This is a genomic window from Veillonella parvula, assembly GCF_036456085.1.
Taxonomy (GTDB): Bacteria; Bacillota; Negativicutes; order Veillonellales; family Veillonellaceae; genus Veillonella; species Veillonella parvula_E.
On record NZ_CP138632.1, the window covers coordinates 1,163,592 to 1,177,619 of the forward strand.

Sequence of the window (14,028 nt, forward strand, 5' to 3'; positions counted from 1 at the left end):
ATACCTATAACAAAAGGGTGCACCTCGCAGGTGCACCCTTTTTATTATGTCGCACAATATCAACTATGCAACAGGTCTATACAGTTAATATAGCTTAACGGCTAATCCAAAGTAATTAATCTTCAGACATAACCTCTTCTGTAATATCAATGATTTCAGGTGTATTTTTTACAACTTCAATCTTACGGTAACGACTCATGCCTGTACCAGCAGGAATCAACTTACCGATAATTACGTTTTCTTTCAAGCCCAACAATGGATCGATTTTACCCTTGATAGCAGCGTCGGTAAGAACACGTGTTGTTTCTTGGAAGGACGCAGCGGACAAGAAGGAGTCCGTTGCCAAAGCGGCTTTCGTAATACCCAATAGCGTGCGTTTGCCTGTAGCATTTTCACGACCATTGAGGGTAAGACGACGGTTTTCTTCGTCAAAGGTATTAACGTCCACCATATCCCCTGGAAGCATATCCGCATCGCCAGCTGTTTCAATTTTAACTTTATGAAGCATTTGACGAACGATAACTTCGATATGTTTATCGTTAATTTCTACACCTTGGGATTTGTATACTTTTTGTACTTCGTATACGAGATAACGTTGAGTCGCTTCAGTACCCATGACGCGCATGATGTCATGAGGATTGATGGAACCTTCTGTTAAACGAGCGCCCAAGGATACCACGTCACCGTCTTTAACGATAATGCGCGAACCGTAAGGAATGAGGTAATCAAGTTCAATACCATCTTCACCAGTGATAAAGATAGTGTTCGTACCTTTCTTACCTTCATTAGGTACAACGCGAACTGTACCTTCGTTTTCGGCAATGATAGCATTACGTTTTGGTTTACGAGCTTCGAACAATTCTTCGACACGTGGCAAACCTTGTGTAATATCGTCACCTGCGACACCACCAGTATGGAATGTACGCATTGTCAACTGAGTACCAGGTTCACCGATGGATTGTGCCGCAATGATACCTACAGCTTCACCAACTTGAACTTGGTTGCCAGTTCCTAGATCACGACCATAGCACTTGCGGCATACGCCATATGGGCTACGGCAAGTCAATACGGAACGGATTTTTACTGTTTCATAATGTTTTACAACTTCATCAGCTAACGCCTCTGTGATTTCACCATTAAGAGGAACGATGACTTCGCCAGTTTCCTTATTAACTAATTCTTCAGCTGCAATACGACCTACGATACGGTCTTTTAATGGCTCGATAACACCAGTGCCTTCAACGATAGCTTCCACTTCAATACCGTGGATTTCATTGTTCCGCACTTGTACTTCTTTTACATCGGAGTTAAGGATAGCTTCGATGCCTTCTTCTGTAAGACGTGTATCAGCTGGGAAGATTTCTACACCTTCGCTGTCAACGATTGCTTGTACAGTATCCTTGTTCAACATATTTTGAACCATAGTTTCTTTCAATGTTGCACGGATACTATCGTCGCTTTCACCAAGAATAATTTTTTGAACCAAGTTAGTATGATTAATATCGCTATCAGAGCCCAAATGTGCACCGCGCAATGCGATAGATGTAACACCAGCTTCAGCAATATCTGCCAAGCATTGTTCATCCAAGATAGTTTCAGCTGGTACAACAAGTTCCCCTGTTTCAGCATTCACAACATCTTTATCTAAAACGCGACCAATGAGTTTATCCTTAAGCAATTCTAATGCTTGACGTGGAGATGTAGCCAAACGAGCACGTTCACGAACGAGATCGATACCTACAACGTCACAATCGTCCTCACGAACGATTACATCTTGAGATACGTCAACAAGACGACGTGTCAAGTAACCAGAGTCAGCTGTACGAAGCGCTGTATCGGCCAAACCTTTACGCGCACCATGAGAGGATGTAAAGTAATCCAATACAGTCAAACCTTCTTTAAAGTTTGCTTTGATTGGTAAGTCGATGATACGACCAGATGGATCGGCCATCAAACCACGCATACCAGCAAGCTGACGAATTTGTTGTTTATTACCGCGGGCACCAGAGATAGCCATCATGTAAACAGGGTTAAAGCCGTCTTTATCGCACGCCATATTATCCATCATCGCATCGGTAACATCTTCTGTTGCCTTTGTCCATAATTGGATAGTTTTACGGTAACGTTCTTCCTCTGTAATAAGACCACGGCGGTACATACGAGATACTTTTTCTACCTCTTGTTCCGCTGTATCTAACAAGCTAGTTTTAACTTCTGGTACTTTAATATCAGCAATAGCTACAGTCATACCTGCGCGACGAGCGAAGGAGTAACCCAAGGACTTGATGCGGTCCAATAGTTCTGCTGTTTTTTCATTACCAAACAATTGGAAACATTGATCAACCAATTTACCAACTGTTTTCTTATCCATAACCTTACCTAAAGAGTAAGTGCCATCTTCACGTTTCTCGTATTGCCACAATTCTGGGAATAAAGCATTGTTGAAGATCAAGCGACCTGCTGTTGTTTCTACACGGCCATGATCAGGTAAACGGATATAAAGAATATCTTGCAAACCAATGATATGAGACTCATAGGCAAGCATAACTTCATCATAGGTAGCAAATGTTTTTGCTTTATCACGAGTATCTTCGCGTACAACTGTTAGGTAATATGTACCTAAGATCATATCTTGAGAAGGTACTGCTACTGGCTTGCCGTCCTTAGTAGACAAAATATTATGGCTAGAAAGCATCAATGTACGAGCTTCCGCTTGTGCTTCTACGGACAATGGTAAGTGACACGCCATTTGGTCACCGTCAAAGTCGGCATTGAAGGCTGTACATACTAATGGATGCAATTTGATAGCACGACCTTCCCAAAGGATTGGTTCGAAGGCTTGGATACCAAGTCTATGCAATGTAGGGGCACGGTTCAAGAGAACTGGATGTTCTTTAATTACCTCTTCCAAGGATTCCCACACGCCAGGGCCAATTCTTTCAACTTGGCGTTTAGCAGCCTTGATGTTGGATGCTTGACCGCGTTCTACCAAACGTTTCATAACGAATGGTTTGAACAATTCTAATGCCATTTCTTTTGGCAAACCACATTGGTGCATTTTAAGTTCAGGACCTACTACGATTACGGAACGACCGGAGTAGTCAACACGTTTACCGAGCAAGTTTTGACGGAAACGACCTTGTTTACCTTTAAGCATGTCGGACAAGGATTTCAATGGGCGGTTACCAGGACCTGTAACAGGACGACCGCGACGACCATTATCAATCAATGCATCAACCGCTTCTTGAAGCATGCGTTTTTCGTTGCGCACGATGATATCAGGAGCACCCAAGTCGAGTAAACGTTTCAAACGGTTGTTACGGTTGATAACACGACGGTATAAATCGTTGAGGTCAGATGTAGCAAAACGGCCACCATCTAATTGGACCATAGGACGCAATTCAGGTGGGATTACAGGAACGATGTCCATAATCATCCATTCTGGACGGTTCCCAGATTGACGGAATGCTTCTACTACTTCCAAACGACGAACTGCACGGATTTTACGTTGACCACTAGCAGTGTTCAACTCTTCGCGCAATTCGGCATTCAATGCTTCAAGATCAAGTTCTGATAAGAGAGCTTTTACCGCTTCAGCACCCATGTCGATACATGCGAAGAGAACCTCTTCAGCAGCGCCTAACTCATAGCGTTCTTCGCGAGTTAATTCTTCGTATTCCTTATCAGCTTCTGGTATTGTTGCATCATCACGAAGAGCCGCATTATAGCGCTCTTTGCGTTGTGCTTCACGAACAATAGCTAAACGTTCATTACGTTGAGCCACTGTTTCGATTACGACGGATTTACCACCGATAGTATAACCGTCTTCATTAAATTGAGCTTCGTATTCGCGGTATTCTTGCTCGGACAACAATTGACGTTTTGTCAATGGTGTACCAGCTGGATCTACTACGATGTAGGAAGCAAAGTATAATACGCGTTCCAAAGAACGTGGTGATATGTCAAGGATAAGACCCATACGGGATGGGATTCCTTTGAAGTACCAAATGTGAGATACAGGAGTAGCCAATTGAATATGGCCCATACGTTCACGACGTACTTTCGCACGAGTAACCTCTACACCACATTTGTCGCAGACTACGCCTTTATGGCGGATGCGTTTATATTTGCCGCAGTGACATTCCCAGTCCTTTGTTGGTCCAAAAATGCGTTCGCAGAATAGACCATCACGTTCTGGCTTCAACGTACGGTAGTTAATTGTTTCAGGTTTCTTAACTTCCCCATGAGACCAGGATAAAATCTGCTCTGGAGAGGCTAAACCGATTCGCATGGAATCGAATTCATTTACGTCTAGCACTACTATCGCTCCCTTCCTTATAGATAGTTTTAGTCTTCATCGTTAGAGGAGTCGCCCATTGGGTACGCCAATTGGCTAAGGATATCATCTTCACCGCCATTATCAGCTGGTAATTCTTCCTCTTCCTCTACTTCTGGTTCTACTACAGTTACTTCATCAGTTTCTACAGCACTGCCTTCCATAACTTCTTCAATACCAGTTTCTACCACCTCATCTTCGTCCTCAAGTTCTTTCATAACAACTTCTTCTTGATCTTCGTTCAAGATTTTTACATCGAGACCGATACTTTGAAGTTCTTTAAGCAATACCTTGAAGGACTCAGGTACACCTGGTTCAGGGATGTTTTCGCCTTTAACGATTTTTTCGTATGCTTTCACACGACCAACAACGTCGTCAGACTTAACAGTTAATAGCTCTTGAAGGGTATAGGCTGCGCCATATGCTTCTAGAGCCCAAACTTCCATTTCCCCGAAACGTTGGCCACCGAACTGAGCTTTACCGCCCAAAGGTTGTTGTGTAACAAGGGAGTACGGACCTGTAGAACGAGCATGGATTTTGTCATCAACCAAATGATGGAGTTTAAGCATGTAAACGTAACCAACAGTGACGCGGTTATCCATCGGTTCACCAGTACGACCATCATATAGAACAGTTTTACCATCATCAGGACGACCTGCAATCGCCAATGTTTCGAATACGTCCTTTTCGTGAGCACCATCAAATACAGGTGTAGCAATATGAATACCTGCTACATCTGGTTTTGGCATGCCATATTTGTCAAAATCATAGCCAAGGCTTTCCAACTCTTTGCGAATTTCAACGCGTTTTTCTTCAGCAGAGTGAATGTTGTTAAGAGTATTCTTGACTTTGCTAATTGCCTCTAATTCTTCTACAAGCGCAGGATCCATTTCAGGAGCCTCTTCTTCAGAATCAAAGAATTCTACATGAAGTGCATTGTATTTAGCTTCAATAGCTTTAAGCTCTTGGTAACGAGCTTCGCCACCCATAGCATCCAATTTCTTTTGCGCTGCTGCTTCTACATGTTTTAAAATTTTAGTTTTCAAAGCAATGATTTGCTCATTTTCTTCGAAATGATTTACCGTAACATCTTCCGCAACTTTCGCTTCCAATACCTCAATTTGAGCATAAAGGTCGCGGATTGCATCGATTTGTTCCCAGTAAGATGCATCAGTACGGGCTTCTTTCAACACGTTTTGAATGTGAAGGTCTGTAGCTTTGATTTTCATACCTAAGCCTTGAACAGCCCACCCCAAGTGAGTTTCAAGAACCTGACCGATGTTCATACGAGAAGGTACGCCCAATGGGTTCAATACGATTTGTACTGGAGTACCATCTGGAAGGAATGGCATATCTTCTTTTCTCATAACGCGAGAAACGACACCTTTGTTACCATGACGGCCCGCCATTTTATCGCCTTCATGAATCTTACGTTTTTGAGCGATATATACGCGAACAAGTTTATTTACGCCTGGTTGTAATTCGTCGCCATTTTCACGGGTGAAGACTTTTACATCTACGACTTTACCAGATTCGCCATGAGGCACGCGCAAAGAAGTATCGCGAACTTCACGTTCTTTGTCACCAAAAATAGCACGCAACAAACGTTCTTCTGGAGTAAGCTCAGTTTCACCTTTTGGAGTAGCTTTACCTACAAGGATATCGCCAGGATGTACTTCTGCACCAATGCAGATAATACCATCTTCGTCTAAGTTTTTTAGTGTGTCGTCACCTGTATTAGGCAACTCACGAGTAATTTCTTCAGCGCCTAATTTGGTATCACGAGCATCACATTCGTATTCTTCAATATGAATGGATGTATAGATATCTTCTTTGCAGAGTTCTTCACTAAGCAAGATAGCATCTTCATAGTTATAACCTTCCCAAGGCATGAACGCTACAAGAACGTTATAACCTAATGCCAATTCGCCGCCATCTGTAGCAGGACCATCAGCCAATACTTGGCCTTTTACAACATGGTCGCCACGATTAACGATTGGTTTTTGGTTAAAGCATGTGGATTGGTTAGAACGAAGGAATTTATTCAAATGGTATGTATCAACACGACCATCGCTATCGCGAAGAACGTGGATTTCATTACCCCAACAACGTACAACTTTACCCGCTTCACGCGCCAATACGCAAACACCAGAGTCAGTAGCTGCTGTATATTCCATACCTGTACCAACAAGTGGTGCTTGAGCACACAAAAGTGGTACCGCTTGACGTTGCATGTTCGCGCCCATCAAGGCACGGTTAGCATCATCATTTTCAAGGAATGGAATCATAGCTGTACCAATAGATACAACTTCTTTTGGACTAACGTCCATGTAGTCAACCTTATCAGGTGTAACTTCTAGTACATCATGACCACGACGACAAGCTACGTGTTCATTAGTAAAGTAACCTTCAGCATCGATTGGAGAGTTCGCTTGGGCAATTGTCATGCCTTCTTCTTCATCAGCTGTCATATATACAACGGAATCAGATACACGAACTTTGATAACTTTGTCTGCATCTTCACCTGTACCATAGATTTTTTCAACCTTACGGTATGGAGCTTCAATGAAACCGAATTCATTTACTTTCGCATAGTTAGACAAGGAGTTGATCAAACCGATGTTTGGACCTTCTGGAGTTTCAATTGGACACATACGGCCATAGTGAGAGTGATGCACGTCACGAACTTCGAAGCCTGCACGCTCACGAGATAAACCACCAGGGCCAAGGGCAGATAGACGACGTTTGTGAGTCAATTCTGCTAATGGGTTTGTTTGGTCCATGAACTGAGACAATTGGGAAGAACCAAAGAATTCTTTGATTGCTGCCACTACAGGACGAATATTAATCAACGCTTGAGGCGTGATAGATTCGATTTCTTGAATTGTCATACGTTCACGAACAACACGTTCCATACGAGTTAAACCAATACGGAATTGGTTTTGCAACAATTCACCTACGCAACGAAGACGACGGTTACCCAAATGGTCGATATCATCTGTATGACCTGCACCATCCATAAGGTTGAGCAAGTAAGAGATGTTAGCGATCATATCTTCGCGAGTTACTGTACGGTGATCGAATGGCAAGTTGCAGTTATTACAGATAACTTTGGACTCTACACCATCGTTATTTACGATGTAGAATTCAGCGAAACCTTCGCCATCGAATACATGGCTATTAGCAACGATATCAAGTTGTTCTTCCCCAACTTGTACACCTGCATCAAGGATAATTTCGCCAGTCTCTGGATCTACGATAGGTTGTGCCAATGTTTGACCCAACATACGTTGACGCCAGCCAAGTTTTTTGTTCAATTTGTAACGACCAACGCGCGCCAAGTCATAACGGCGTGCATCGAAGAACAAGTTATCGAACAAGTTACGAGCGGACTCTACAGTAGGAGGCTCGCCTGGACGTAATTTTTTATAGATTTCAACCAATGCTTCATCAGCAGATTGAGTTGTATCTTTTTCTAATGTACGAACGATGCGTTCATCATATACTGGTAAACCATCTTCATCAGTTTTACCATTCCAGAAGAGGTCAAGGATGCTTTCATTAGTATCCCAACCTAATGCACGTACCAATACAGTAGCTGGTAATTTACGGTTACGGTCAATACGAACAGCCACAACTTCGCTTGCATCAGTTTCAAGCTCGATCCATGCGCCACGGTTAGGAATAACTGTGGAATCGTACAAACGATTACCCATTGTATCGATTTCTTTATTGTAGTAAACGCCTGGAGAACGTACCAATTGGGATACGATAACACGTTCTGCACCATTGATGATGAAAGTACCTGTATCAGTCATCAATGGGAAATCGCCCATGAATACTTCTTGTTCTTTAATGTCCATATTTTCTGGATCATTATTTACCAAGCGAACATTTACACGAAGTGGTGCTGCATAAGTAGCATCACGGTTTTTACATTCATTAATATCATACTTAGGTTCACCTAAGCTGAAACCTTCGAAAGAAAGTACTAGATTACCTGAATTGTCTTTAATCGGAGAAATATCGTTGAAAATATTTTGTAAACCACTCTCCAAGAACCACTCATACGATTTACGCTGAATGTCCAATAAATGCGGCATCTTGATAACTTCGTTAATTTTAGCGTACGTATAACGAGTTCGTTTGCCTACCTGTTCAGGTTTGAACATATTTGCTTTCACCCCTATCAAAACACACTGGTCTACCATTTTCTATAACGGCACGGAAAAGACATCTTACAGGTCTCAGTTTTCCTGCTCAGATAACGCCAAATAAAGCAAGGCCCATTTTATTTTTAAAATAACCTTGCTTTCCATTAACCAAGCACAACCTTGGAAGAAAACCTCATCACTATTCAAGTTATAGTTTTATATCCAAAAGCAGGAAACGCTACTTTTGCAATATATAATTCTATCAGTATTAAAAAAGACTGTCAACCAAAAGGGTTGACAGTCTTTCATTTTCATGCTTTATTCATGTATCAAAACAACTTACTCTATTAGTTGCCTTTTTGTTTTAAAAGATTGGCACCAGCAATACCAGGGCGAGTCATTTCCTTAGGAGAAAGAATATGATTGATTTCGTCTTCAGTCAATAATCCTTGATCTAAAATGATATCGCGGATAGCACGACCTGTTTCATATGCTTCTTTCGCAAGTGCAGATGCTGTTTCGTAACCAAGATGTGGTAACAAGGCTGTTACGATACCAACGGAACGGTTTAACCAGTATTCACATTGTTCACGGTCTACTTCGAGATCGATAAGCAATTTATCAACGAATGTATTTACACCGTTTTTGAGGTAGCAAAGATTATTGAACAAGTTGTATGCCAATACAGGTTCCATTACGTTCAATTCAAATTGACCATTTTCTACAGCCAATGTAATTGTAAGGTCATTACCGATAACTTGGTAACAAACTTGGTTCAATACTTCGGCGATAACAGGGTTAACCTTACCTGGCATGATGGAAGAACCAGGTTGGCGTGCTGGTAATTTCAATTCCCCAATACCACAACGAGGGCCAGATGCCATCAAGCGGAAATCGTTAGCCATTTTAATCAAAACAAGAGCTGTTACTTTCAAGCCACTGGAAATATCTGCAAAGATATCTGTATTGTTTGTAGCATCAATTAAGTTTTCCGCAGTGTAGAATGGTTCGCCTACTACTTCACTAAGTTCGTATGCTACATCATGAATATAATTAGGTTCCGCATTAAGACCTGTACCAACTGCAGTAGCACCCATGTTAATTACATGTGCACCTTCAACGGCAGATTTAATACGTTTAATACCGCGGCGAACACCGGATGCATAGGCACCCATTTCTTGGCCTAATGTAATTGGCACCGCATCTTGTAAGTGAGTACGCCCCATCTTCAAAATTTCGCTATATTCATCAGCCTTTTTCTCAAGCTCGTCAACAAGGCGTTGTAATGCTTCAAGTAAAGGTTTAGATTTTAAGATCGCACATACCTTGATAGCTGTTGGGAAAGCATCATTTGTAGATTGTGCCATATTACAATGGTTGTTAGGGCTTACAATATCATAGCTTCCTTTTGGATGACCCAAAATTTCACAAGCACGGTTAGCCAATACTTCGTTCATATTCATATTTACAGAAGTACCTGCACCACCTTGAATTGGATCAACAGGGAATTGGTCAGCAAATTGACCTTCAATTACTTCGTCCGCAGCTTGTACAATAGCTTTACCAATAGATACATTTAAGCGACCAGTTTTCATATTTGCTAAAGCAGATGCTTTTTTTACCATTGCCAAGGCTTTGATAAAATCTTGGTCCAAGTGTTTTCCTGTAATATGGAAGTTTTCTAATGCACGAATTGTTTGTACACCGTAATATAATTCATCAGCTACTTCTAATTCACCTAAGAAATCATGTTCTTTTCTCATAATAAATCCTCTTTCTACTATTTTTATACAAAATAGTATTTCAATGAAACGGTTTTATCTTACGCGCTCATTATAGCATGTATTTTGTATACATAAAAGTCATTTCATGTATTCTGTACAAACAATATTCTATACAATATATTATTTCATAAATATTTTTTTTATAACTATTTCCATATTGATAAAAGCTTTATCTTTCATTGGTTTAATTATTACACGCCCTATAGTACAATAATATAAACTATGTAAGTAAGGAGTCACTATGATTAACAATCACATGCTGCGCATAGGTGCGCTTTTTTTATTGACCGTTTTGAGCTACGGCTTTTATAATGCCTATTTGCCAATCACTGATCCGGTGGAGTCCAACTATGTTCTCTCCGCCATCACCATGCTAAAACATAACTCATGGATATCCCCCATGATATACGATCACGTATGGTATGATAAACCACCGCTCACCTATTGGGCACTTATGATTACGTACAAACTATTTGGCATATCTGACTTTACATCTCGTATACCAAATACGCTTGTTGCGGGAGCCAGCGTGGCCCTAATGTACCATATAATTTACCGCATATCTAAAAATACTTTTGCTAGTGTACTCTGTGCTATTCTATTAATGAGTACACTACAGTTTTGGTACATATCTCATGCAATTATAACCGACGGATTTCTACTTCTCTTCACCTTAGCTATATTTGGATATAGCTATTTAGCTTTTACCAATAATGACAAGTCAGCTATGGTGAAAGCTTACATTGCTGCTGCCTTAGCTGTAATTACCAAAGGACCTATAGGCATCATCTTGCCCGGCCTGATATTACTCATTTATGTATGCGCTCGCTATATAGTCCATAGAAAAGATGAAAGTTATCAGCTTTCAAAGGATATTAAATTACTATTTAATCCCTTAGGACTATTAGCCTTTATAGCGATAGCTAGCCCTTGGTATATCGCTATGTATTCCATTCACGGTGAGCAGTTTATTTCCGGATTCTTAGGTCTACACAATGTAGATCGAGCTCTTATATCTGAGCATCCTAAATTTAATGTATGGTATTACTATCTATTAATTGTACCCCTTTCACTATTACCATGGACACCTGTAATAGTCTATCATTTAAAAGATCTTAACTGGAAAGATGATTTTGATCTATTAGGTATTATATGGTTTATAGTTATAGTTCTATTCTACTCTCTAGTAGCTACAAAGTATCTAACCTACACATTACCTGCCATTATCCCTTGTATAATATGGGCGGCTGTAAAAATTTGTGAATTAGTTACTGACAAAGAAACCGGTGAATTTACTCAATCATTCAAAAAGTTTAATTATTTAATTACCCTACCACTAGGTATTTACTACATGATTTTTACATTTGCTACAGCTTTTGATCAAAGTCTTGATAGTAAACCATTAATCGTTGGTTCCTTTATTATAGTATGTATAATTTTAATCGGTCGATACTACATAACATCATTTTTCAAACTAGCAATATATGCTTTAGTTCCACTAATTACGTTGTACTCGGTTATTACGATTACAGTACCACCAATATTGTTTAATCAGTCTGGTTTACAGTTCAAAGCATTCATCGAAGATACATCAAAACCAATATATGTATATGGCAGTTACTATACTTCCATTGTATATTACATGGACACTACACCTACCCAAGTTTTCGTAGATACAACTGATGATTCTATATGGACTGAAGGCAAAACATTAATGCCTACCATAACTAAAGAAACATTTCTAAAAGATGTATCAAATAATCGTGGTGCCTATGTCATCGTTCCGAAAAAATATGACAAAGACTTTTCTAATGCCTTACCGTATCCAAAGGCAAAATTAGTCAACAAAACAAAACTCGCATCAATTTATAAGCTTCAATAAAAAAAGGCGTACCCATAAGGTACGCCTTTAATATGTCCAGAATTATTTCAATTCTACGGATGCGCCAGCTTCTTCTAATTGAGCTTTTAAAGCTTCAGCAGCTTCAGCAGCTACGCCTTCTTTAACAGGTGCAGGAGCGCCATCAACGATAGCTTTAGCTTCTTTCAAGCCAAGACCAGTTGCTTCACGAACAACTTTGATTACGTTGATTTTAGATGCGCCAGCATCTTTCAAGATTACGTCGAAGGAATCTTTAGCAGCGCCGCCTTCAGCACCACCAGCAGCTGCTACAGCTACAGGAGCTGCTGCAGTTACGCCAAATTCTTCTTCGATTGCTTTTACAAGATCATTAAGTTCAAGGATTGTTGCTTCTTTCAATTCAGCAACGATGTTTTCAATGTTCAATGCCATTTTAGATTTCCTCCATAAATTAGTTTATAGTGCCAGCCTCAAGCGGCCAACGAATACTTTGCAAAAAATATTATTCTGCAGGTTTTGCTTCTGCAACAGCTTTGACAGCGTATGCAACATTGCGAACAGGAGCTTGCAATACGGAAAGCAACATGGAAAGCATACCTTCGCGGTTTGGAAGAGATGCAATTGCTTTAACGCCTGCAGCGTCCATAACTTCGCCTTCAACGATACCAGCTTTAACTGTTACAACTTCTTTTTCAGTTGCTTTGATGAATTGTTCGATTACACGAGCAGGTGCAACAGCATCATCTTTAGAAGTAGCCAACGCAGTTGGGCCTTCTAAATGCTCAGCGAAACCTTCAAGATTCAATTCGTTTGCAGCGATACGAGTCAAAGTATTTTTGATTACTTTGTATTCAACACCTTCAGCCAACATTTTGCGACGAAGATCAGTTGCTTGCGCAACAGTTAAACCAGAGTAACCAATCAATACAGCACCTTTTGCTTCAGAAAGAGTTTCTTTCATTTGAGCAACGATTGCTTTTTTTGATTCAGTGACAGCCATTAGATTACCTCCTTGTAGATTTTTTTGGTGCTCTATGTACTATCTTAGCGTAAAAACGACCCCATCGCACGCGATGAGGTCGTAACTAGTCCTAGGTTGTTCTAGTGTCAGCCTCAGCGGGCGGATTTTCATCCATTATACATACCAGCCGTCTACAGCTAAGAGACATATTTAATTATTGCTCTTTAGAAACAGTGCTCAATTTGAACACGTTCAAAGGTACACCAGGGCCCATTGTAGCGGACAAGGTTACAGATTTAATGTATTGACCTTTAGCTGCTACAGGTTTAGCCTTGATAATAGTATCAACGATTGTACGGTAGTTGTCAAGTAATTTTTCTTCATCGAAAGATGCTTTACCGATAGAACAAGAGATAATACCTGCTTTATCAGTACGGTATTCGATTTTACCAGCTTTGATTTCGTTTACTGCACGAGCAACGTCTGGAGTTACTGTACCAACTTTAGGGTTTGGCATCAAGCCTTTAGGACCCAAGATTTTACCAAGACGGCCAACTTGACCCATCATGTCTGGTGTAGCAACTACTACGTCGAAGTCGCTCCAACCACCTTGGATTTTAGCTACTAACTCTTCAGAACCTACAAAATCTGCACCAGCTTCTTCAGCTGCCTTAATATTGTCGCCTTTTGCGAATACAAGAACGCGTTTAGTTTTGCCAGTACCATGAGGCAATACTACTGCACCACGAACTTGTTGATCAGCGTATTTAGGGTCGACATTCAAGTTGAAAGCAATTTCAACTGTTTCATCGAAATTTGCAGTTGCAGTTTTCTTAACCAACTCAATTGCTTCTACTGGTTCGTAGAATTTACCAGCTTCAATAAGTTTTACTGCTTCAGCGTATTTCTTACCTACTTTTGCCATTATAATA

General features: G+C 40.6%; 7 protein-coding genes. 1 reads left to right on the forward strand and 6 read right to left on the reverse strand.

The window, feature by feature from the left end; translation table 11 throughout:
• Positions 1-115: 115 nt before the first annotated feature.
• The 3 genes from rpoC to PK1910_RS05610 all read right to left on the reverse strand — a co-directional run bounded on the left by rpoC (position 116) and on the right by PK1910_RS05610 (position 10,253).
• On the reverse strand, positions 116-4,318 hold the full coding sequence (rpoC, locus tag PK1910_RS05600; protein WP_004693548.1) for a DNA-directed RNA polymerase subunit beta': 4,203 nt from the start codon (positions 4,316-4,318) through the stop codon (positions 116-118).
• A 29-nt stretch (positions 4,319-4,347) separates the two neighbouring features.
• Complete coding sequence (gene rpoB, locus PK1910_RS05605; protein ID WP_058948087.1) at positions 4,348-8,508, reverse strand: DNA-directed RNA polymerase subunit beta; 4,161 nt, start codon at positions 8,506-8,508, stop codon at positions 4,348-4,350.
• A 329-nt stretch (positions 8,509-8,837) separates the two neighbouring features.
• Positions 8,838-10,253: an aspartate ammonia-lyase gene (locus PK1910_RS05610; RefSeq protein WP_058948088.1), complete on the reverse strand. Its 1,416-nt coding sequence runs from the start codon at positions 10,251-10,253 to the stop codon at positions 8,838-8,840.
• A gap of 262 nt (positions 10,254-10,515) precedes the next feature.
• On the opposite strand from PK1910_RS05610, the gene PK1910_RS05615 reads away from it, so the two are divergent.
• The gene (locus PK1910_RS05615) at positions 10,516-12,156 is read left to right on the forward strand and encodes an ArnT family glycosyltransferase (protein WP_058948089.1); all 1,641 of its coding nucleotides are present in this window, start codon (positions 10,516-10,518) and stop codon (positions 12,154-12,156) included.
• A gap of 42 nt (positions 12,157-12,198) precedes the next feature.
• On the opposite strand, the gene rplL is transcribed toward PK1910_RS05615, so the two are convergent.
• The 3 genes from rplL to rplA form a co-directional block, all read right to left on the reverse strand.
• The gene (gene rplL, locus PK1910_RS05620) at positions 12,199-12,567 is read right to left on the reverse strand and encodes a 50S ribosomal protein L7/L12 (protein WP_004693540.1); all 369 of its coding nucleotides are present in this window, start codon (positions 12,565-12,567) and stop codon (positions 12,199-12,201) included.
• Between the two features lie 70 nt (positions 12,568-12,637).
• Positions 12,638-13,135, reverse strand: coding sequence for a 50S ribosomal protein L10 (gene rplJ / locus PK1910_RS05625; protein WP_008602491.1), 498 nt, complete (start codon positions 13,133-13,135; stop codon positions 12,638-12,640).
• A gap of 175 nt (positions 13,136-13,310) precedes the next feature.
• A complete protein-coding gene (gene rplA, locus PK1910_RS05630; protein ID WP_004693536.1) occupies positions 13,311-14,021 on the reverse strand; it encodes a 50S ribosomal protein L1 in 711 nt (236 codons plus the stop codon).
• Between the last annotated feature and the right edge of the window lie 7 nt (positions 14,022-14,028).